Origin of the sequence: Paraburkholderia sp., assembly GCF_050742655.1 — a bacterium.
Classification (GTDB): domain Bacteria; phylum Pseudomonadota; class Gammaproteobacteria; order Burkholderiales; family Burkholderiaceae; genus Paraburkholderia.
Map to the genome: position 1 here is coordinate 88,543 of NZ_JBOIGG010000004.1, position 21,080 is coordinate 109,622.

Below are 21,080 nucleotides of genomic sequence, written 5' to 3' on the forward strand. Positions count from 1 at the left end.
TGCAATGTCCTGATGCGCGTGTCCAATATATTATTGAGGGCCTATTGAGTCGTAAAATGTATCAGTCATCTGACCTGAGTTATGCAACCTGTCACGCCCGACCTGCGCCAGCTGCGCTATTTCATCGCCGTGGCCGAAGAGAAGCACTTCGGCCGCGCGGCCGCACGCCTGTCGATGACGCAGCCGCCGCTGTCGCAGGCGATCCGCGCGCTCGAGGACACGCTCGGCGTCGCGCTGTTCGCGCGCACGCGGCGCTCGGTGGAGCTCACGCCGGTCGGTGCCGACCTGCTGCCCGAGGTGCGCCGGCTGATCGCCGCAGCCGAGGGGCTGCGTCCGCTTGCGCAGAGCCTCGCGCGCGGCGAGGCGGGCGTGCTGTCGCTCGCGTTCGTGTCGACCGCCGACTACGGGCTGCTGCCGCTGCTACTGAGCGATTTCGGCGCGCGCCACCCACGCGTGCGGCTGCAACTGACCGAGGCGACCAGCGACGTGCAGATCGACGAACTCGTGGCCGGCCGCATCGATGCGGGCCTCGTGATCGCGCCGCTGCCGCCGCGCCACGCGGCGCAGCTGTCGTGGCTGCCGATCGCCCGCGAGCCGCTGGTGATCGCGATGTCGTCGGCGCTGGCGGCGCGCCTCGACGCTGGCCCCGGCTCGCGCGCGCGGAAGCGCAGTACCCCCGTCGAGCCGGACGACAGCGGCTGGAACCCGGCACCGATCAGTCTCGCCGACGTCGCCGACGAACCGCTCGTCGTCTTCCCGAGGCGTTTGGCGCCTGGCTTTTATGACATCATTATGGATTGCTACGGCGTGGCGGGCCTCGCACCGCGCATCGGCCAGGAAGCGATCCAGATGCAGACGATCGTAAGCCTCGTGTCGGCGGGCATGGGCGTCGCACTGGTGCCGCAATCGCTGCGTAATCTGCGGCGCACTGGCGTCGTGTACCGGCCGCTGCGCGAGGCGGTACCCGCGATCGAGACCGGGCTGGTGTGGCGCACGACCGAGGTCAGTCCGGTGCTCGCGGGCTTTATCGAGATCGTGCGCGCGCATGCGGCGACGGTCGCGAGGAAGGCTGTGGCGCCGCGGCGCTGAACGCATCGCGGCGGCATGCGTCCAATCCGGGCTGGCCGCTGTTACCGATCCTTATCAAAGCATATAGAAGCACACCGAAGAACCCGAACCTCACCACACGATGCTCATTCACCCGAATTTCAATCCCGTCGCGATCCATCTGGGACCGCTTGCCGTACGCTGGTACGGCCTGATGTACCTCGTCGCGTTCATCGCGGCAATCGTCGTGGGGCGCCTGCGCCTGCGTCTTCCTTATGTCGCGGCGCAGGGATGGACCGCGAAGGACATCGACGACATGATGTTCTACGGCGTGCTCGGCACGATACTCGGCGGGCGGCTCGGTTACGTGCTGTTCTACAAGGCGAGCTGGTATTTCGCGCATCCGCTCGACATTTTCAAGGTGTGGGAAGGCGGCATGTCGTTTCACGGCGGCTTTCTCGGCGTAACGTTCGCGATGATACTGTTCGCGCACCAGCGCGGGCGCACGTGGCTGCAGGTCACCGATTTCGTCGCACCGATGGTGCCCACCGGGCTCGCCGCGGGGCGCCTCGGCAACTTCATCAACGGCGAGCTATGGGGCCGTGTGACCGACCCGTCGGCGCCGTGGGCGATGCTGTTCCCGAGCGCCGCGAGCGAGGACGCCGGCTGGCTCGCCGCGCATCCGGACAAGGCTGCGCAGTGGCATCTCGCCGACGTGTTCGCGCAATATCACATGCTGCCGCGTCATCCGTCGCAGTTGTACGAGATCGCGCTCGAAGGCGTCACGCTGTTTCTCGTGCTGTGGTTCTTCTCGCGCAAGCCGCGGCCGGTCGGCGCGATCTCGGCGGTGTTCCTGATCGGCTACGGCCTCGCGCGCTTCACGATCGAATTCGCACGCGAGCCGGATGATTTCCTCGGGCTGCTTGCGCTCGGACTGTCGATGGGGCAGTGGCTGTCGCTGCCGATGATCGTCGCGGGCATCGCGGTGCTGGTGTGGGCCTACAAACGTGGCGGCCCCGCGCCGTCGCAGGCGGTTCGCACGAACTGACGGTTTTCGCGTTTCCGAAGCACCGGCATGATTGAAAAGCCCCTGCATTCTCGCGAATGCAGGGGCTTTCTTCATGCGTTGCCTCTACGGCACGACGCAATGCAATGCGTTACTTCATCTGCACCGAGCCCGACACGTTGACCGTCACCGTCGACGTACCCGCCTGCAGCGGCACCGGTGCCTCGCTCTTCGCACTGAAGGCTGCGGCGGGCGCGGCCATCATCATCATCCGCGGGTGCGGCATGATGCCGTCGCGGCCGATGTTGACCTCGCGGATCGAATAGCCGCTGTAGCCGAATGCCTGCGCGGACGAGGCGGCCTGCTGGCGGAACGATGCGATCGCTTCGCTGGTGAGCTTCTGCGCGGCGGCGCGCTGCGCTTCCGGCGACAGCGAGAACTGTACGTCGCCGACCTGCATGATCGAGCCCATCTGACCCGCGAGCTTCGAGGCGGCCGTGAAGTCGTGCGATTCGAGCACGACCTCGGTCCGGCCGCGCCATGCGGAAATGTGGCCGTTGCGATCGGTCGACGGGCTGATCGAGAACGAGCCGGTGCGCGCGGTGACGCTCGACACGCCCTTCGCCTTTTGCAGTGCGGCATCGGCACGCTGGTTCAACGTGGTGGTCAGCGACGACGGGTCGGCCGCTTCCTGCTCGTAGAACAGCGTGATGTTCACCACGTCCTGCGGCACTTCGGTGCTGGCCTGCGCATTCAGCGACAGCACGCCGGCCGGCTGGTACGGCGCACTCTGTGCGTGCGCGACCGAAGGCGCGAGCGACAGCATCAGCGGGGCGGCCGAAGCCATGGCGAGCGCGAATGCGATGGCGGTTTTTCTGGTCATTATGGGACTCCTTCCGTGAACAGGATCGCGCGCGCGGCTCGTGCCGCTGCGCGTTGCCCGCGTGGCCCTTCGTGCAGGTCATGAAGTTGCGGAAGACGAGACGGCCTGCACGCCGGATGGCACGACGCTTGCGAGCCAGTTAGGCGTGCTTTCATGCCGACAGGTTCCCTTTACCTGACTGTTTCTGACGGTTTCAGACTGTTTAGTCAGGTCGTCGCCGTGCTATCCGACGTCACGCGCGACGTTACCCGCGACGTCACATCAGCCGCTTGACGATGAAGCGCCATTCGTCGCTGGTGACCGGCGTGATCGACAGACGGTTGCCCTTTGCAAGCACGCGCATCTGCGCGAGTTCCGGATGCTCGCGCAGCGCGGCGAGCGGAACCAGCGCGGACTTCTTCTTGAACACGACGTCGACGAGCACCCAGCGCGGCGTTTCGTGCGTCGATTTCGCATCGTAGTACGGGCTCTTTGGATCGAACTGTGTCGGGTCGGGGTAGGCCGTCGACGAGACCTCGGCGAGCCCCGCGATGCCGGGCTCCGGACAGCTCGAGTGATAGAACAGCACGCCGTCGCCGACCTGCATCGTGTCGCGCATGAAATTGCGTGCCTGATAGTTGCGCACGCCGGTCCACGGCAACGTACGTTGCGCGGCGTTGGCGAGATCGTCGATGCTTGCTTCGTCCGGTTCGGACTTCATTAGCCAGTAGCGCATGAATCGAATGAACGCGAAGGTGAGTGAAGAAAAGCGCCGCTCAAAGAAAAACGGCACCGGACGATTGTCCGATGCCGTTCGAATAGGTCCCCGCCATAGCCGCTAGGCCGGCATCCTGAACCGGGGGTTCAGAATTGGTCGCAGTTAGCAACACTTCGGGTACATCAGACAGAGTGACGCGCACGCCCGTGCTGCAAATTTCCACAACCGTGCACATGGCATTGGTTCAAGGAATATATGACCTTGGCAAACCAGGCAGGGAAGCTGACAACAGAGCCGGTGTGTTGCATACCGACTCGTATAAACCGTTTGAAACAAGAGACCTTGGGACTCATGCTACCAGCCCGAACGACCTTTATCTACAACATTTACTGCACGCTGTACTGGTTGATCACCGTGTCCAGCTGATCGTTCATTTGCTGCATTGTACGCCGGATTTCTTCAGCGGGAAACGACTCCCCGTGACGCACGCTGGACTGCAGTTTAAGCAGTTCGGACGCGAGCGACAACGCAGCCATCACGGCGATGCGGTCCATGCCGCGCACGTTGCTGTGCGTGCGGATTTTCGACATTTCCGCGTCGACCCGCGCGACCGCTTCGAGCAGTGCCGCTTCGGTTTCCGGCGAGCACGCGAGACGATAGGACTGGCCGAGAATCGAGACTTCGATCTGCTTCGTGGTCATGCATTTTCTCCGTGGCGGGCCGCATCGCTGCGGGTATCGTCTTCTTCCTGCTGCGCGGACGCGAGCAGATCGAGTTGATTGTCCTGCTCGGAGGAGCCTTTCGCGCGCGGCAGTTTCTCGAGAATCGCGTTGAGCCGGACCTGCGCGTCGTCGATCTTTGCCGACAGCGTATCGCGTTCGGCCTGCAGCGCATTGCGTTCTTCACGCATCTGATCGAGTTCGGCGCGCGTCGCTTCGCAATCCGCACGCGCTTGCGTGAGCTGCTCTTCGAGCGCCTGGCGCGCCGCGTAGTGACGCTGACTGAGAGCAATCAGACGTCCAATATTCTGTGAGAGTGATTCGAGTTCGGTGAGCATGTGCTGCGTCCTCTAAAGACACGGCATTTTAGCGCGGAATGCGCGGCGTTCCGACAATTGTCTCGTTTCGAGACGTAACAGCATCGCTTTTTGCGGATATCCAGCGCTTGCCACTGCGATTTTCGAGGCGTTTTCCCGCTGCGTTCGACGCGGCTCGCGCACCTGCCGCGAAGCAGGGGTCCCCCTTTCTTGACGCCGTATTGTGCACTGCTACACTTGCGGCACTCTTGGTGCCCGCGCGCGATTTTCATATTGCGCGCAGTTAAACGGGAAACAGGGAGCGAAGTCCGCCGGACCGAGCCAACCTGTGCTGCCCCCGCAACGGTAAGCGACCGCATCGTCATGCAGGTCGACCCTTCGCGCATATCACCCGGCCGTCTCAGATATCAGATATCGCGGCCGTTCGATGTGCATCATGCCACTGCGCTTCGTGCGCGGGAAGGCGGGTCGATGTGTCGCCAGCCCGGATACCGGCCAGAGGGAGGGGAGCGTCGCCTGTTTGCGCACGATGCCGGCGAGCATCGGCCGGCGGTTGCCGTTCCCTGTTACGCAACGGCCTGCGGGGAGCGGGCCGCGCACGCTACCACAGGAAATATCGATGTCCACCCCGATCGCCCGCACGGCGCTGACCGCGCTGGCCGCGTTCGCTTATGCGCCGCTGGCCGCGTTCGCGCAGAGCGCGCCGCAAGAGCCGCCTTCAAGCTCTTCAGGCCTTTCAAACGATAGCCAGCCTTCTGTTGCCTCAGCTTCCTCTTCCGCCGCGGCCACCGCACCTTCCAGCACCGACGTGCATACGCTGTCGCCGATCGTCGTCACCGCGGAACGCGGTCCGCAGAAGCTCGCCGATGCGATCCCGCAGACCACGTTGTTCGATCGCCAGGACATCGCCGATACGACCGCGCAGGATCTGCCCGGCCTGCTGCAGCTCGCGCCCGGCGCGCAGATCGTGCGCAACGGCGGCCCCGGTTCGCAGGCGAGTCTGTTTTTGCGCGGCGCGTCGTCGGTGCAGTCGCTGGTGCTGATCGACGGCGTGCGCGTCGACTCGGTGAGTCTCGGCAACGCGCAGCTGGCGCAGCTTCCGCTCGACCAGATCGATCACGTTGAAGTGGTGAACGGCAACGTGTCGGCGCTGTATGGATCGGGGGCGATCGGCGGTGTCGTGCAGGTCTTCACGAAGAACGGTGACAACCATCCGCCGCGCTTCGACTTCTCGGTCGGCTATGGCAGCTATCACACGCAGACACAGCAGGCGGGCGTGAACGGCGCGCTCGATCGCGACGGCAACACGACGTTCAGCGTGTCGCTTGCGCGTTCGAAGGACGATGGGTTCTCGTCGGTGAATCCGGCGCTCGCGCCCGGTGCGAATCCGAACGCAAACGGCTATCTCGATGAGAGCGTCTCGGCGTCGCTGCGTCACCGCTTCAACGACAAGTGGGACGCGGGCGTGCGCTACTTCCAGTCGAACGGCAACGACAGCTACGACAACGCATACGGCCTGCCGACCGACGTCAACAATCTGTACAGCAAGGTCCAGCAGTTGTCCGCGTTCGCGAACGGCAAGCTGACCGACTGGTGGACCACGCACTTCGTCGTTGCAGCCGGTAACGACCGCAGCCAGAACGAGTTGAACGGCGCTTACACCGACCGCTTCAACACGAACAACCGCCAGTACACGTGGCAGAACGATTTCACGCTCGGGCACGACCAGAAGATCCAGCTCGGCTACGAGCATCTCGACCAGTCGCTCGATTCGGACGAATACGCGGCGCCGGACCGTCACGTGAACTCGGGCTTTGTCGGCTACACCGGGCGCTTCGGCGCGAGTCAGATCCAGGCGAACCTGCGGCGCGACCAGTACTCCGATTTCGGCGGCGCGAACAGTTACTATCTCGGCTACGGCTACGATTTCGACGCGCACTGGAAGGCCACCGCGAGCCTGTCCGATGCGTTCCGCGCGCCGACCTTCAACGACCTGTATTTCCCGCTGAGCGGCAATCCGTCGATCCATCCGGAGCGCAGCCATTCGGTCGAGGCCGCGCTGCAATACGCATCGGATGCGCTCGGCGTGATCCGCGTCAACGCGTTCCAGACGCGCTACTCGAACCTGATCGACTACGTGCAGACGATCCCCGGCATCTACGTCGCGCAGAACATCGGGCGGGCGAAGGTGCAGGGCGTCGAGGGTTCGTGGAGCGGACACGTGGGCAAGACCGACCTGCGCGCGTCGTTCACGGTGCAGAATCCGGTCGACGAAGACACCGACACCGATCTCGTGCGCCGCGCGCGCCACTTCGCTTCGTTCACGGCGAACCGGTCACTCGGCGCGTGGCGCGTCGGCGGCGAATGGATCGTCAGCGGGATGAGCAACGACAGCGGCACGCCGCTGTCGGGCTACGGTCTCGTGAACCTGTCCGCGCGCTACAACATCACGAAGGCGTGGTACGTCGCCGCGCAGATCCAGAACCTCTTCAACAAGGACTATGAAACGGCCTACACGTACAACACGCCGCGACGCAGCGCCTTCATCACGGTCGGCTGGCAGCAGCAGTGAGCGCGTCTTGCGACCTTCGCTGCGCCTCCGTGTGAGGACTCGCGGATGAATCGCGTCGCACCGCGGGATCTGCCGCGCATGAGCGCACCGCGGGCCACTGCGATCTGGCTCGCGCTCGTGTTGCTCGGCGTGCTCGTGTTCGTCGCGTCGCTGTCGCTCGGCAGCGTGCCGGTGCCGCCCGCGCGCGTGTTCGCCGCGTTGCTGCCCACCCACGATGCCTCCGCCGATCTCGCCGTCGAGATCGTCCGCTCGCTGCGTCTGCCGCGCGCGCTTGCCGGGTTCTCGTGCGGCGCGTTGCTTGCGCTCGGCGGCGCATTGCTGCAGGTGCTGCTGCGCAATCCGCTTGCGGAACCGTATGTGCTCGGCGTATCGGGTGGCGCGGCGAGTTTCGCGCTCGTCGCGATGATCGCCGGTTGCGCATGGTGGCTCGTCGACGCGAGTGCGTTCGCTGGCGCGTTCGTGTCGATCCTGCTCGTGCTGGGGCTTGCGCGTCGCGAGCTATGGCGCGAGTTGTGGCGTGGAGGGCCCCAGGACACATCGCCACGTCTGCTGCTGACGGGCGCGGTGGTCGCCACCGGCTGGGGCGCGGTGATCACGCTGCTGCTCACGGTCGCGCCGGAAAGCCGTCTGCGCGGCATGCTGTTCTGGCTGACCGGTGATCTGAACGGCGGCGGCATACCGTGGACCGCGCTCGCGGCACTAGCGGTCACCGTACTCGCGATCGTGCCGGCCGCCCCGCAACTGAACGTGCTGCTGCGTGGCGATGCCGCAGCGCAAGCGCTGGGCGTCGCAGTCGTGCCGCTGCGGCTGCGCATCTATCTGATCGCGTCGCTGGCGGCTGCGGCCGCGGTGACGACCGGCGGCACGATCGGCTTCGTCGGCCTCGTCGTGCCGCACATGGTGCGGCTCGCGTTCGGCAACGACCAGCGGATGCTGCTGCCCGCCGCGGCGCTCGGCGGCGGCGTCGCGGTGATGGCCGCCGACCTCGTCGCGCGTACCGTGATCGCGCCCGCGCAATTGCCGGTCGGCGTGATCACTGCGCTCGCCGGCGTGCCTATGTTTCTGTGGATGCTGCTGCACAGGCGGTCGCGATGACGCGCGCTTCGATCTCACCTGGCGTGTCGGCCGCATCGCTGACGACCCGCGCGCTCACGCTGCGCGTCGGCGATCGCGTGCTGCTCGACGGCTTCACACAGACCTTCGGTCCCGGCGAGGTATGGTGCGTCGCCGGACCGAACGGCGCGGGCAAAACGACATTGATCTCGGTACTCGCCGGGCTCGCGCGGCCCGCCGCGGGCGATGTCGAACTCGACGGCACGACGCTCGCGCGCTGGCCCGCAGCGGCGCTTGCGCAGCGACGCGCGCTGATGCCGCAGAGCGTGCACGATGCGTTCAGCGCGAGCGTCCTCGACGTCGTGCTGCTGAACCGCTTTCCGCATCTGACCGGTTGGGGCTGGGAGCGTCCGGAAGACGTCGACGCCGCGCAGCGCGCGCTCGCGACGCTCGGCCTCGACGCGTTCGCCGCCCGCGACGTGCTGTCGCTGTCCGGGGGCGAACGGCAGCGCGTCGCGCTTGCCGCGGTGCTGTGCCAGGCGACGCCGTTGCTGCTGCTCGACGAACCGCTGTCGCATCTGGACCTGCATCACCAGATCGAATGCCTCGATGCGCTGACCGCATGGGCACGCGAGTTCGCGCGCACGGTCGTGTTCTCGTGCCACGACCTGAACCTCGGACGCCGTTTCGCGACTCACGCGCTGCTGCTAGACGGCCGCGGCGGCGCGCATGCCGGCGCCGCGCGCGACGTGCTGACACCGGAACTCGCGAGCCGCGCGTTCGGCTATCCGCTGATCCTGATTCGCGAAGGCGAGCACGAAGCACTGATTCCCGCGCTACAGTCTCGTCATTCGACAGAGGCTGCACCCTCGCTTTCATCCAGACAACAACAATGACCCATTCGCCTTTCGCTTTGCCTTCTATCGCGCCGCTCGATCCGTCGCTGCGCGCCGATCTGCAACATCTGATCGACAACAAGACCAAGCCGCCCGGCAGCCTTGGCCGACTCGAGACGCTCGCGCGCCAGGTCGGTCTGATCCAGAACACCACGCACCCGACGGTGCAACGCGCGGCGATGATCGTGTTCGCCGGCGACCACGGCATCGCGGCCGAGGGCGTGAGTCCGTACCCGCAGGCCGTGACCATGCAGATGGTCGCGAACTTTCTCGCGGGCGGCGCGGCGATCAATGCGTTCAGCCGCGTCGCGGACCTGACGCTTGAAATCGTCAACGCCGGTATCGCGACGCCGCTCGCTGACACGACCGGGCTCGTCGACATCCCGATCGCGAGCGGCACGCGCAACTTCGCGCATGAGCCCGCGATGACCCACGACGAAACGCTCGCCGCGATTCAGGCGGGCATCGAGCGGGTACGTCATCACGCGGCGCTCGGCACGAACGTGATCGGCTTCGGCGAGATGGGCATCGCGAACACGTCGGCGGCCGCGTGCATGATGAGCCGGCTGTGCGGCGTACCGATCGACGAATGCGTGGGCCGCGGCACCGGCCTCGACAACGCGGGCCTCGCGAAGAAGCGCAACGTGCTCGCGTCGGCGCTCGCGCGACATCCGGACGCGGTGAGCCCGCTCGACGTGCTCGCGACGTTCGGCGGCTTCGAGATCGCGATGATGACCGGCGCATATATCGCTGCCGCCGAAGCGCGGATGGTCGTGCTGGTCGACGGCTTTATCGCGACCGCCGCGCTGCTCGTCGCCGATGCGCTCGCGCCCGGTGTGCGCGAGTACTGCGTGTTTGCGCACGCGTCGAACGAGGCGGGGCACCGCCGGATGCTCGATCACTTCGGCGCGATTCCGCTGCTCGCGCTCGACATGCGGCTCGGCGAAGGGACTGGCGCCGCGCTCGCGGTGCCGCTGCTGCGCGCGGCAGTCGGGTTCGTCAACGAGATGGCGAGCTTCGAATCGGCCGGCGTCGCGAACAGGCAAGCATGAAGCCACGATGAGCCCGTTGACCGAACTGCGCTACTTCTTCACCGCACTCGGCTATTTCACGCGTGTGCCGGTGCCGCGCTGGGTCGGTTACGAGCCGCATTACCTGAACGCGGCGGCGCGCTATTTTCCGCTCGTCGGCGCGATGGTCGGTGCGCTCGGCGCCATCGTTTATCTTGCGGCGCTGCGGGTGTTTCCTCCGGGCGTCGCGGTGCTGCTGTCGATGGCCGCGACACTCGCCGTCACCGGCGCATTCCACGAAGACGGTCTTGCCGACTGCTGCGACGCATTCGGCGGTGGCTACACGCGCGACGACGTGCTGCGGATCATGCACGACTCGCGCATCGGTGCATTTGGTGCGATTGCGCTTGTCATTGCGCTTGCGCTGAAGTGGCAGACACTCGCCGCGCTGCCGCCCGCGCGTGCCGCATGGCTGATGATCGCCGCACATGCGATGAGCCGCACGTTCGCGATCAGCTATCTGACGACGCTCGACTACGTGCGCGCTGAAGGCAAGGCGAAGCCGGTCGCGCAGCGGATGAGCGCGGGGGCGTTCGTGTGCGCGGTGGTGTTCGGCGTGCCGTGGCTGCTGTGGCTTGATTGGCGCGCGGGTCTCGCGACACTGATCGTGCTGGTCGTGCTGCGCGTCGTGCTTGGCCGCTATTTCGTGCGCCGCATCGGTGGCTATACCGGCGACTGCCTCGGCTTCGCGCAGCAGATATTCGAACTGGCGATCTATCTCACAGGGCTCGCGTGGATCTCATCCTGATCCGCCATCCGGCCGTCGCCGTCGACGCGGGCGTGTGCTATGGCCGCAGCAACGTGCCGCTCGCCGGCACTGCAACCGATGGGGCCGCCGCGCTCGCGCAGCGTCTCACGGCGTGGCGTGTGGACTCGCCGCGCATCGTGTTGACGAGCCCGCTGTCGCGCTGCGAATCGGTGGCTCACACGTGGGCGGCGAACATCGGCGCAGCGTGCCGCAGCGACCCGCGACTCGCGGAGATGGATTTCGGCGCGTGGGAGATGCAGCGCTGGGACGCGATCGAGCGTGCGCAGCTTGACGCATGGGCGGCAGATCTCACGCACGCTCGGCCGCACGGCGGCGAGAGCGTCGCGCAGTTCACAGCGCGCGTGCAGTCATGGCTCGACGACGTTTGCATCGAGGCCATGTCGTTCGAGCAAACGCCGATGTGCGTCGTCACGCATGCGGGCGTGATGCGCGTGGTCGCGGCACTGGCGCTCGGTCTGCCGGTCGAGCACTGCGTGAACTGGGCGCTCGATCTGGCCGCGCTCGCATGGCTGCGTCGCGATGACGCGAATGGACGCTGGACGCTCGTGCGCTGGAACGCATAAAGCGCTTGGTCAAGGTGTGTTCGCAGGCCGTCGCGAACGCGCAGTCTCGAGGTCTTCGCACAATTGCGCGGCACCTTGCGCGATGCGCGGCGCAGGCCGGTTGATCAGATCGCCATCGATCGCGAACAGGTTGCCGCGTGCTACGGCGGTCAGCGCGGGCCATGCCCGCCACGTATCGAGTTGCGGCAGCGGCCGGTCGGGCGCGGTCGCGCCGGGCGACGCGGTGACGATCGCTTCGGGGTTCGCGGCCAGCACCGCTTCAGTCGATACCGTCGGCACGAGCGGTTCGAGTTGCGCGAACACGTTGCGGCCGCCGCACAGCGCGATCACGTCGCTGATCATGTGCGTGCCGTTGAGCGTCATCAGCGGCTTGTCCCATACCTGATAGAACACGCCGACCGGCGGTCGCGTCGCATAGCGTGCGCGCAGCGTCGCGATGTCGCGGCGGAATGCATCGGCGGCGGCATTGGCGGTTTGCGACGTGTCGAGCAGACGACCGAGCTTCGTCAGCGTGACGGCGATGTCATCGAGATGTCGCGGCTCGCTGAAGTAGAGCGGGATGTGCAGTTCGCGCAACCGCTCCAGCTGACGCTGCGCATTGCCATGCCGCCACACGACGATCAGGTCCGGCTTCAACGCGACGATGCGTTCGAGATCGAGCGCCTTGTTGTCGCCGACTCGCGGCACCTGCTGCGCCTCGGGCGGGTAGTCGCTGTACGCGACCGCGCCGACCAGCTTCGACCCGCCGCCCGCCGCGTATAGCAGTTCGGTCACGTGCGGCGCGAGGCTGATCACGCGTTGAGCGGGGGCGTCGAGCGTGACGGTGGCGCCGGTGTCGTCGGTGACGGTGATCGGGGCGGCCTGGGCTGCGGTGATGAGCGCGGTGCAGGTGAGGGCGGCGATGGTGTGCCGACGCGCGCAGCGGGCAACGAAACGAAGAGAACGCATCATCGGATCAACGAAGGTAGGTCGGTGTACGACTGGATTAGCGACCATGCAGCGTATCGATCGCATCGACGCTCTCGCGCAGTGCGCGTTCGAAGCGCTGCCATTCGGCGTCCGTCGCGGGCAGGCCGAAGCGCACGCTGGCCGGCTGCGCGAACAACCGCGTCCAGATGCCGCGTTGCGCGAGCGCGCGATGCAGCGCAGGCGTGCGAGGATCGGCGGTCCATGCGAAGAGCGGCGTCGCGTGCGGTGAGAGACGCGGCTCGTGCAGCAACCGCACGAGCCGGGCGCTATCGTCGGCGAGCTGGGCGCGCATTCGCTGTTGCCACGCGCGATCGGCGAATGCGGCGGCAACCGCATGACGTGCCGGCCCACCGACGGTCCACGCGCCCAGCATGTCGCTCAGCGAGTGCAGCAACGTCGGCGCGCCGAGCACGAAGCCCGCGCGCACGCCGGCTAGTCCGAAGAACTTGCCCGGCGAGCGCAACACGACGAGGCCGGGTGTGCTGGCATGTGCCGCAAGCGATGATGCGTCGACATACGCATACGCATCCGCAAACGCTTCATCGACGATCAGCGTCCCACCGCGCGCAGCGAGTTGCGCATGCCAGCGCAACAGCCGGTCTCTGTCGACACGCACAGCAGTCGGATTATTCGGATTGACCACGACGACATGCGTGAGCGCATCGGGCAGCGTGTCGTCGGCGACGTCGAGCGCGGCCACGCGATGCCCGGCGCGCACGAACGCCGGCGCGTATTCGCTGTACGTGAGCGGCGCGATGCCGACCGTCGCGGGCCGCAGCAGCGTCGGCAGTGCGCGGATGGCCGCCTGGCTGCCCGCAACCGGCAGCACGCAGGCCGGATCGGGCACACCGTAGTACGCGGCTGCGCATTCAGCGAAGCCGTCACCGTCGTCGGGCAGACGGCGCCACGCGTCGGGTGGCACAGGCGGCACCGGATAGCCGTGCGGATTGATGCCGGTCGACAGATCGAGCCACGCGTCGTACGGAATACCGTACGTGCGTGCTGCTTCATGCAGGTTGCCGCCATGGCGCGGGGCGGTCAGATCGGTCGATTCAACATCCATCCCGCTATCCATGAAACGGTACGCTCAGCAGCGCGAGCGCGATCAGCACGGTGAGCCACAGCGTGACCGCGCGCTCCACCAGATGCAATGCGGCCGGCACGTGCCGTGCAGCGGCGGGCTCGCCTGCGCCGAGCGTCGGGCGTTGTTCGAGCGCGCCGTGATAGACCGCTGCGCCACCGATCCGCACGTTCAGGCTGCCCGCGCCCGCGGCCATCACCGGGCCCGCGTTCGGGCTGTCCCAGCGATGCGCCTGGTCGCGCCAGCATTGCCATGCGGTGCGCGTGTCGCCGAGCAGTGCGTAGCTCGTCGCGGTGAGGCGCGCGGGAATCCAGTTGAGCACGTCGTCGATGCGCGCCGCGGCCCAGCCGAAGCGCAGATAGCGCGGCGTGCGGTAGCCCCACATCGCGTCGAGCGTGTTCGCGAGCCGGAATGCGAGCGCGCCCGGGCCACCCGCGATCGCGAACCAGAAGAGCGCGCCGAAGATCGCGTCGTTGCCGTTCTCGAGCGCGGACTCGACCGCGGCGCGTGCGAGCGCCGCTTCGTCCGCATGTGCGGTTTCGCGCGAGACGATCCGCGACGTCAACGCGCGTGCTTCCGCGAGATCGTGCCGTGCGAGCGCCGCGCCGATCGGTGCAATGTGATCGTGCAGGCTGCGCGCGCCGAGCGCGAACCACAGCAGCGCGACGTGCACCGCGCACGCGAGCGGCAGCGGCAGCACGGCGACGAGCCACGCAGCAATGGCGACCGGCGGCGCGACCGCGAGCAGCCAGCCGGCGAGTCCCATCAATCGGCCGCGCCGGCCGGTGTTCAGACGCGCTTCGAGTCGCGTGGCGAGCGTGCCGAAGGCGACGAGCGGATGACGCGTGCGCGGCTCGCCGGCCCAGCGGTCGACGGCGACCGACAGCGTGGCGAGCCCGGCGACGAACGGTAGCGACAGCATCGTCATAAGTCGGCGTGGTCGCTGCGATCGCTGCGGTCGGCGCGCTTCAACGCGAGCGGCAGACCGGCGACCATCATCGTCACGTCGCGGCTTAAAGCTGCGACGCGCTGGTTCAAGCGACCGAGTTCGTCGACGTACGCGCGCGTCGCCGCACCGAGCGGCACGACGCCGAGGCCGATCTCGTTGCTGACCACGATCACTTTGCCCCGGACGTTTGTGAGCGCAGCGTCGAGTGCATCGAAACGCGCGGCGCTGTCGGCGAGCGCGGGGCCGCCGTCGGGTGGGCACAGCAGATTCGCGAGCCACAATGTCAGACAGTCGACGAGCACGCAGCCGTGCGGCTCATCAGCCTCGGCGTTGGCAATCGCGCCGGCGAGATCGACCGGCGCTTCGACGATGCGCCAGTGCGCGGGACGGCGCGCGCGATGATGGGCGATGCGCGCGGCGAATTCGTCGTCGTCCGCGGCAATGCGGGCGGTGGCGATGTACGTGACGGAGCGCGCGCTGTCGGTCGCAAGCTGTTCGGCGTGCGCGCTCTTGCCCGAGCGGGCGCCGCCGAGTACGAAGGTGAGGTCGCGTGAAATCATCGCGTGATTGTAGCGGCTTGCTCGAGGCGCATGCGGCTTCTCATCCGCTTCGCTGTGCGTTTGCGCGGGCGTTCGCGGCGCACGGCGCGATGGGATAATGCGGGCTCTCTCCCTGATCGCGATTTCTTCTCCGTGACCTCACCATCCCCCTCGCTTCCCGCCGACCTCACCATCCCCCACGGCACGCTGATGATCCAGGGCACAACGTCCGATGCGGGCAAGAGCACGCTGGTCGCTGGGCTGTGCCGGCTTGCGCGTCAGGCGGGCGCGCGGGTCGCGCCGTTCAAGCCGCAGAACATGGCGCTCAACAGCGCGGTGACTGTCGACGGCGGCGAGATCGGTCGCGCGCAGGCACTGCAGGCGATCGCCGCGGGCATCGACGCGCACACCGACCTGAACCCGGTGCTGCTGAAGCCGACCAGCGACCGCGGTGCACAGGTAATCGTGCAAGGCAAGGCGCGGATGAATCTCGATGCGCGCGCGTATCACGACTACAAGCCGGTCGCGTTCGACGCGGTGCTCGAGTCGTACCGGCGTCTGCAGGCGCGCTTCGACACGATCTTCGTCGAGGGCGCGGGCAGTCCCGCCGAGATCAATCTGCGCGATCGCGACATCGCGAACATGGGTTTTGCCGAAGCGGTCGACTGCCCGGTCGTGCTCGTCGCCGATATCGACCGGGGCGGCGTGTTCGCGCATCTGACGGGGACGCTCGCGTGCCTGTCGGCAAGCGAGCAGGCGCGTGTGAAAGGCTTCGTGATCAACCGCTTTCGCGGCGACATCGCGCTGCTGAAGCCGGGGCTCGACTGGCTGGAGGCGCAGACCGGCAAGCCGGTGTTCGGCGTGCTGCCGTATCTGCATGGCCTTACGCTCGATGCCGAGGACATGCTGCCGCGCGAGCTGCACGCGGGCAATGCGGGTGACGCGTCACAGGTGCTGCGCGTGGTGGTGCCGGTGCTGCCGCACATCAGCAATCACACCGATTTCGATGCGCTGCGCGCGCATCCACAGGTCGATTTCCATTACGTCCGCAGCGGCACGCCGCCGCCGCCCGCCGATCTGATCGTGCTGCCTGGTTCGAAGAACGTGCAGGGCGATCTCGCGTTCCTGCGCGCGCAGGGCTGGGACGCGGTGCTGCAGCGGCATCTGCGGTACGGCGGCAAGGTGATCGGCATCTGCGGCGGGATGCAGATGCTCGGGCGGACGGTAGCCGATCCGCATGGCGTCGAGGGCACGCCGGGCACCGTCGCGGGACTTGGCTGGCTCGACTTCGCGACCACGCTGACGCGCGAGAAGACGCTCGAAAACGTCACGGGCGCGCTGACGCTGCCAGGTGCGGCGGCGATGCGCGGCTACGAGATCCACATGGGTGAGACCGACGGCCCGGCGCTCGCCGAACCGGCGTTGCGGCTCGAAACGGCGGACGGCCCGCGCCCGGACGGCGCGCTGTCCGCCGATGGCCAGATCCTCGCGACCTACGTACACGGGCTGTTCGATACGCCGTCGGCGTGCGCGGCGCTGCTCGAATGGGCAGGGCTCGATGCGGTTGCCGCGGGCGCGGCGGTCGATTACCCGGCGCAGCGCGAAGCGTCGCTCGACCGGCTCGCCGCGACACTCGGTGAGCATCTGGACCTGCGTCGGCTGTTCGCGGCGATGAGCGCGGATGCTTGACCAACCCCCCCCGCCGCGCTGCGACGACTAATTACCTCCCAAAAGGAAATAATCTAAGCGCGACCGCCCGTTTTTCGGCCGTACGGGTTCGAATATAGTCCGACCCATCGACGGCACATCGCCGTCCCTTCAACCGATCGAAAGGGGTTGCCATGAACTCGAACCGTACCGCCGATGCCGCCGCACTGCTGCTGCGCGTCGCCTTGGGCGTGCTGTATCTCGCGCACAGCCTGCAGAAGATTTTCGTCTTCACGCTGCCGGGCACCGCGCAGTTTTTCGTGTCGCTGGGTCTGCCGGGCTGGCTCGGCTATCTGACGGCGTTCGTCGAGCTGGCCGGCGGGATCGCGCTGCTGGCGGGCATCCAGGTCCGCTGGGTCGCGCTCGTGCTGCTGCCGTTCATGCTCGGCGCGATGTCGACGCACCTGCACAATGGCTGGGGCTTCGCTTCGCCGAACGGCGGCTGGGAATATCCGGCGTTCTGGGCGGTGACCCTGGTCGTTCAGGCGCTGCTCGGCGGCGGGCTGCTGGCGCTGGGCGGGGCGAAGGCCATGCGACCGGCGACGGCCTGACCACGCAAGGGCTGTAGCCCACGACACAAGGGCCGCCAGCGCCGCGAAAAGCGGTGCCGGCGGCCCTTCGTTCATCCTGCGTCCCGCCCGGTCAGCGATCAATACAACACGATCTGCGTGCAGCGGAACAGCGCCATCGTCTTGCCGTTCGGGTCGGTGACGACCGCGTCCCAGACCTGGGTGCTGCGGCCCAGGTGGATGCCGGTCGCGACGACACGGATCGTGCCTTCGAGCGCGGTGCCGAGGAAGTTGGTCTTCAGCTCGATGGTCGTGAAGCCGCGTGCGGTGTCGGGCAGATGGGCGATGCACGCATAGCCGCAGGCCGTGTCGGCGAGCGCGACGACCGTCGCCGCGTGCAGGAAGCCGTTCGGTGCGAGCAGTTCGCTGCGCACGGTCAGCTCCGCGGTCAACGACCCCTCTTCGAGCGAAAGAGCCCGAAAACCCAGTAGATCCGGGAGTGTGCCGCGCTGGCGTTCGGCCAGGCGTTCGATCGATGCGTCGGGGCGGAGCTTGCTCATGGGTGGGGTCCTCGAGGAAAGAAATGCGTGTCGGAGCGGCATCGAGGCTTCGACGCCGCCGGTTTTGCCGATATTATCAACGGCTGGATCGACTCGACGGCAGCAAACCGGCAAGTCGACCGCGGCAAAACGGCAAACCGGCTGGCCGTGCCAGCCATCTTCCCGGGGGAATTCATGACGGTCATCGTGGTGGCGAATCCGAAGGGCGGCGTGGGCAAGAGCACGCTGTCGACCAATCTGGCGGGCTATTTTGCCGCCGCGGGCGAGTGGGTCGCGCTCGCTGACCTGGACAAGCAGCACTCCGCGCACGCGTGGCTCGACTTGCGCCCGGCGACACTGCCGCCGATCGAAACCTGGGAAGTCGACCCCGAGGCGCCCGCCAAACCGCCGCGCGGGCTAGAGCACGCGGTGGTCGATACGCCGGCCGGAATACACGGCAACCGACTCGGCGTCGCGCTCGATCTCGCGGACAAGGTGATCGTGCCGCTGCAGCCGTCGATGTTCGATATCCTCGCGACGCAGGAATTTCTCGAACATCTCGCGAAGGAAAAAGCGGTCCGCAAGGGCCGCATCGAGATCGGCGTCGTGGGCATGCGGGTGGACGCGCGCACGCGTTCGGCTGACCAGCTGCATCGCTTCGTCGAGGGGCTGAAGCTGCCGGTGCTCGGCTTCCTGCGCGATACGCAGAACTACGTGCAGCTTGCCGCGCACGGCCTGACGCTATGGGACGTCGCGAAAAGCCGCGTGGAGAAGGATCTGGAACAGTGGCAGCCGATCGTCGAATGGACCGGCAAGAAGGGATGAAGGGATAACGCTGGCTGGGCGAGGGCCTTGGCCTTGCAGCCGCCCTTCTGCGAAAGCGGGACGCCCGTTCAGCTCCACGCCTGCGTCGGCACGTGATCGCGGCTGCCCTTGATGCGGTTGCGTTCGTCGACGAACACCAGGTCCGGTTTCCATCCCGCCTTCAACTCGGCCTCGTCGACCGTCGCGAACGCCGCGATGATGACGAGGTCGCCAAGCTGCGCACGCCGCGCCGCCGACCCGTTCAGCGAGATCATCCCGCTGCCGCGCTCGCCCTTGATCGCGTAGGTTGAAAAGCGCTCGCCGTTGTTGATGTTCCAGATGTCGATCCGCTCGTTCTCGACGAGGTTCGCCGCTTCCAGCAAATCTTCGTCGATCGCGCACGAGCCTTCGTAGTGCAGTTCGCTGTGCGTGACCGTCGCGCGGTGGATCTTCGATTTGAGCATGTGGCGTTGCATGGGTCGTGACTCTCTGCGATCAGATTTCGAGGTTGTCGATCAGCCGCGTCGCGCCGAGCTTCGCGGCGGCGAGCACGACGAGCGGCGCATCGACGTCTTGCGCGGTCGGCGGCAGCAGATCGACGCGCTTGCGGATCGCGATGTAGTCGGGCTTCCAGCCGCGCGCGGCGAGCGCCGCCATCGCATCCTGTTCGATCTGTGCGAACGCGCGGTTGCCGCCGAGCACCGCCGCGCGCACGCCGTTCAGTGCGGCCGCCAGTTGCGGCGCTTCCGTGCGCTCGGCCGGCTGCAGAAAGCGGTTGCGCGAACTGAGCGCGAGGCCGTCGGTGTCGCGTATGGTTTCGGCCGCGATGATGTCGGTCGGCAGCGCGAACTGGTTGCACATCTGCCGGACGATCATCAACTGCTGGTAATCCTTCTTGCCGAACACGGCAACGCGCGGTTGCACGCACGACATCAGCTTCATCACGACCGTGCACACGCCCTGGAAGAAGCCCGGCCGGAACTCGCCTTCGAGAATATCGCCGAGGTCCTGCGGCGGATGCACGCGGTACTGCTGCGGCTCCGGGTACAGGTCGCGTTCGGTCGGCGCGAACAGCACGTAGACGTTTTCCTTCTGCAGCTTCTCGATATCTTCCTGGAGCGTGCGCGGGTACTTGTCGAAATCTTCGTTCGGCCCGAACTGCAGCCGGTTGACGAAGATGCTTGCCACGACCGGATCGCCGTGCTGGCGCGCGAGGCGCATCAGCGATAGATGTCCGTCGTGCAGATTGCCCATCGTCGGGACGAACGCGGTGCGATTCTGGCCGCGCAACTGGTCGCGCAATTCGTGGATCGAGCTGATGACTTTCATGATCGGCGTTGAACTCCTCGCGCGGGGCGGGGGTGCGGGTCTCCGGTTCTTGAATCGCGAACGATGGCAGCGGTTCGCGGCGTGTGTTCTCCGACTTCCGGGCCTCTATGGACAGACAGGGTTCGGAGCGCGGGATTGTAGTGGATTTGCGCGGCCGGCGCACTTTCGCGGCCGCGCTGCGTTTCACTGCTACGCGGGCAGGTACGCGAGACGCACGTAGATCGGCGCGAACGGCTCGGCCTGGGTGATCTCGATCAGCGATTCGCGCGACAGCTCGAGCATCGCGATGAAGTTCACGACGACGACCGGCACGCCGCGCATCGTATCGAACAGGTCGGAAAACTCCATGAAGCGCGCGTTCTGCAGCTTGCGCAGGATCGTGCTCATGTGTTCGCGCACCGACAGTTCCTCGCGCGAGATCTTGTGATGCTGGACCAGCTTCGCGCGCTTGATCACGTCCGCCCATGCCGTGCGCAGATCGTCGCTGTTCACGTCGGGGAAGCGCGGCGTCATGCTCTGCTCGATGTACACCTCGGCGCGCAGGAAGTCGCGGCCGAGTTGCGGCAACTGGTCGAGGCGCTGTGCGGCGAGCTTCATCTGCTCGTATTCGAGCAGGCGCCGGACGAGTTCGGCGCGCGGATCCTCGGCTTCGTCGCCGGTATCGGCTTTCCTCACCGGCAGCAGCATCCGCGACTTGATCTCGATCAGCATCGCGGCCATCAGCAGATACTCGGACGCGAGCTCGAGATTCGACTCGCGCAGTTGCTCGACGTAGCCGAGATACTGCACGGTGACGTCCGCCATCGGGATGTCGAGCACGTTGAAGTTCTGCTTGCGGATCAGGTACAGCAACAGGTCGAGCGGACCTTCGAACGTCTCGAGAAAGACCTCGAGCGCGTCCGGCGGAATGTACAGATCCTGCGGGAGCTTGAAGAGCGGCTCGCCGTACAGGCGGGCGAACGCGATGCCGTCGACTGTATCCGGCGTCGAATCGGTCGCGGGCGCGGCGAGCACGGCGTCGGCCCCGGCCGTTGCCGGACGGGACTCGTCGGCGGTCGTCAC

23 protein-coding genes, 1 other RNA gene and 1 riboswitch are annotated in these 21,080 nt (G+C 66.7%); of the genes, 11 read left to right on the forward strand and 13 right to left on the reverse strand.

Features of this window, described 5'->3' with window-relative positions:
• The first annotated feature begins 81 nt into the window (after positions 1 to 81).
• Positions 82 to 1,089 (forward strand): LysR family transcriptional regulator, encoded by a 1,008-nt coding sequence (locus ACREXZ_RS07610; RefSeq protein WP_431763441.1) that lies wholly within the window; start codon positions 82 to 84, stop codon positions 1,087 to 1,089.
• A 100-nt stretch (positions 1,090 to 1,189) separates the two neighbouring features.
• Positions 1,190 to 2,095: a prolipoprotein diacylglyceryl transferase gene (lgt, locus tag ACREXZ_RS07615; protein ID WP_431763442.1), complete on the forward strand. Its 906-nt coding sequence runs from the start codon at positions 1,190 to 1,192 to the stop codon at positions 2,093 to 2,095.
• Positions 2,096 to 2,204: 109 nt separating this feature from the next.
• Here the strand turns inward: lgt and ACREXZ_RS07620 are convergent, their stop codons facing one another.
• The 5 genes from ACREXZ_RS07620 to ACREXZ_RS07640 all read right to left on the reverse strand — a co-directional run bounded on the left by ACREXZ_RS07620 (position 2,205) and on the right by ACREXZ_RS07640 (position 4,690).
• Complete coding sequence (locus ACREXZ_RS07620; RefSeq protein ID WP_431763443.1) at positions 2,205 to 2,936, reverse strand: SIMPL domain-containing protein; 732 nt, start codon at positions 2,934 to 2,936, stop codon at positions 2,205 to 2,207.
• Positions 2,937 to 3,192: 256 nt separating this feature from the next.
• Entirely contained in the window at positions 3,193 to 3,651 is a 459-nt protein-coding gene (locus tag ACREXZ_RS07625; protein WP_431763444.1) for an EVE domain-containing protein, read from the reverse strand.
• A gap of 83 nt (positions 3,652 to 3,734) precedes the next feature.
• Positions 3,735 to 3,916: non-coding RNA, 6S RNA (gene ssrS, locus ACREXZ_RS07630), on the reverse strand.
• A 103-nt stretch (positions 3,917 to 4,019) separates the two neighbouring features.
• Positions 4,020 to 4,334, reverse strand: a complete 315-nt coding sequence (locus tag ACREXZ_RS07635; RefSeq protein ID WP_431763445.1) for a cell division protein ZapA — start codon at positions 4,332 to 4,334, stop codon at positions 4,020 to 4,022.
• Entirely contained in the window at positions 4,331 to 4,690 is a 360-nt protein-coding gene (locus tag ACREXZ_RS07640; RefSeq protein WP_431763446.1) for an ATPase, read from the reverse strand. The genes ACREXZ_RS07635 and ACREXZ_RS07640 overlap by 4 nt, the downstream gene beginning before the upstream one ends.
• Positions 4,691 to 4,901: 211 nt before the next feature.
• Positions 4,902 to 5,183: riboswitch (cobalamin riboswitch) on the forward strand.
• A 105-nt stretch (positions 5,184 to 5,288) separates the two neighbouring features.
• Between ACREXZ_RS07640 and ACREXZ_RS07645 the strand changes: the two genes are divergently transcribed.
• From ACREXZ_RS07645 to cobC, 6 genes are read left to right on the forward strand one after another with little or no spacing between them, the layout of a single operon-like run.
• Positions 5,289 to 7,241, forward strand: a complete 1,953-nt coding sequence (locus tag ACREXZ_RS07645; RefSeq protein ID WP_431763447.1) for a TonB-dependent receptor plug domain-containing protein — start codon at positions 5,289 to 5,291, stop codon at positions 7,239 to 7,241.
• Positions 7,242 to 7,286: 45 nt separating this feature from the next.
• A complete protein-coding gene (locus ACREXZ_RS07650) occupies positions 7,287 to 8,336 on the forward strand; it encodes a FecCD family ABC transporter permease (protein ID WP_431763448.1) in 1,050 nt (349 codons plus the stop codon).
• A complete protein-coding gene (locus ACREXZ_RS07655; RefSeq protein ID WP_431763449.1) occupies positions 8,333 to 9,190 on the forward strand; it encodes an ABC transporter ATP-binding protein in 858 nt (285 codons plus the stop codon). Before ACREXZ_RS07650 ends, ACREXZ_RS07655 begins: the two co-directional genes overlap by 4 nt.
• The gene (gene cobT / locus ACREXZ_RS07660; protein WP_431763450.1) at positions 9,187 to 10,242 is read left to right on the forward strand and encodes a nicotinate-nucleotide--dimethylbenzimidazole phosphoribosyltransferase; all 1,056 of its coding nucleotides are present in this window, start codon (positions 9,187 to 9,189) and stop codon (positions 10,240 to 10,242) included. The genes ACREXZ_RS07655 and cobT overlap by 4 nt, the downstream gene beginning before the upstream one ends.
• Positions 10,243 to 10,249: 7 nt before the next feature.
• The gene (locus ACREXZ_RS07665) at positions 10,250 to 11,008 is read left to right on the forward strand and encodes an adenosylcobinamide-GDP ribazoletransferase (protein ID WP_431763451.1); all 759 of its coding nucleotides are present in this window, start codon (positions 10,250 to 10,252) and stop codon (positions 11,006 to 11,008) included.
• Complete coding sequence (gene cobC / locus ACREXZ_RS07670; protein ID WP_431763452.1) at positions 10,993 to 11,592, forward strand: alpha-ribazole phosphatase; 600 nt, start codon at positions 10,993 to 10,995, stop codon at positions 11,590 to 11,592. Before ACREXZ_RS07665 ends, cobC begins: the two co-directional genes overlap by 16 nt.
• 9 nt (positions 11,593 to 11,601) lie before the next feature.
• Here the strand turns inward: cobC and ACREXZ_RS07675 are convergent, their stop codons facing one another.
• The 4 genes from ACREXZ_RS07675 to cobU are packed head-to-tail and all read right to left on the reverse strand — an operon-like array spanning position 11,602 to position 15,151.
• Complete coding sequence (locus ACREXZ_RS07675; RefSeq protein ID WP_431763453.1) at positions 11,602 to 12,543, reverse strand: cobalamin-binding protein; 942 nt, start codon at positions 12,541 to 12,543, stop codon at positions 11,602 to 11,604.
• Between the two features lie 34 nt (positions 12,544 to 12,577).
• Entirely contained in the window at positions 12,578 to 13,624 is a 1,047-nt protein-coding gene (gene cobD / locus ACREXZ_RS07680) for a threonine-phosphate decarboxylase CobD (RefSeq protein ID WP_431763454.1), read from the reverse strand.
• 4 nt (positions 13,625 to 13,628) lie between these two features.
• Complete coding sequence (gene cbiB, locus ACREXZ_RS07685; RefSeq protein WP_431763679.1) at positions 13,629 to 14,564, reverse strand: adenosylcobinamide-phosphate synthase CbiB; 936 nt, start codon at positions 14,562 to 14,564, stop codon at positions 13,629 to 13,631.
• A 2-nt stretch (positions 14,565 to 14,566) separates the two neighbouring features.
• Entirely contained in the window at positions 14,567 to 15,151 is a 585-nt protein-coding gene (cobU, locus tag ACREXZ_RS07690) for a bifunctional adenosylcobinamide kinase/adenosylcobinamide-phosphate guanylyltransferase (protein WP_431763455.1), read from the reverse strand.
• 189 nt (positions 15,152 to 15,340) lie between these two features.
• Between cobU and ACREXZ_RS07695 the strand changes: the two genes are divergently transcribed.
• Positions 15,341 to 16,819 carry a cobyric acid synthase gene (locus ACREXZ_RS07695; RefSeq protein ID WP_431763680.1) on the forward strand — a complete coding sequence of 493 codons (1,479 nt, stop codon included), beginning with the start codon at positions 15,341 to 15,343 and terminating at the stop codon, positions 16,817 to 16,819.
• A gap of 152 nt (positions 16,820 to 16,971) precedes the next feature.
• A complete protein-coding gene (locus tag ACREXZ_RS07700; protein ID WP_431763456.1) occupies positions 16,972 to 17,388 on the forward strand; it encodes a DoxX family protein in 417 nt (138 codons plus the stop codon).
• Positions 17,389 to 17,486: 98 nt separating this feature from the next.
• Here ACREXZ_RS07700 and ACREXZ_RS07705 read toward each other — a convergent pair whose 3' ends face one another.
• Complete coding sequence (locus tag ACREXZ_RS07705) at positions 17,487 to 17,906, reverse strand: PaaI family thioesterase (RefSeq protein ID WP_431763457.1); 420 nt, start codon at positions 17,904 to 17,906, stop codon at positions 17,487 to 17,489.
• A 174-nt stretch (positions 17,907 to 18,080) separates the two neighbouring features.
• On the opposite strand from ACREXZ_RS07705, the gene ACREXZ_RS07710 reads away from it, so the two are divergent.
• Positions 18,081 to 18,710: a ParA family protein gene (locus tag ACREXZ_RS07710; RefSeq protein ID WP_431763458.1), complete on the forward strand. Its 630-nt coding sequence runs from the start codon at positions 18,081 to 18,083 to the stop codon at positions 18,708 to 18,710.
• Between the two features lie 68 nt (positions 18,711 to 18,778).
• On the opposite strand, the gene panD is transcribed toward ACREXZ_RS07710, so the two are convergent.
• From panD to ACREXZ_RS07725, 3 genes are all read right to left on the reverse strand, one after another.
• Positions 18,779 to 19,165, reverse strand: a complete 387-nt coding sequence (gene panD / locus ACREXZ_RS07715) for an aspartate 1-decarboxylase (protein ID WP_431763459.1) — start codon at positions 19,163 to 19,165, stop codon at positions 18,779 to 18,781.
• A 19-nt stretch (positions 19,166 to 19,184) separates the two neighbouring features.
• On the reverse strand, positions 19,185 to 20,018 hold the full coding sequence (gene panC / locus ACREXZ_RS07720; RefSeq protein ID WP_431763460.1) for a pantoate--beta-alanine ligase: 834 nt from the start codon (positions 20,016 to 20,018) through the stop codon (positions 19,185 to 19,187).
• A gap of 189 nt (positions 20,019 to 20,207) precedes the next feature.
• On the reverse strand, positions 20,208 to 21,080 hold the full coding sequence (locus ACREXZ_RS07725; protein ID WP_431763461.1) for a segregation and condensation protein A: 873 nt from the start codon (positions 21,078 to 21,080) through the stop codon (positions 20,208 to 20,210).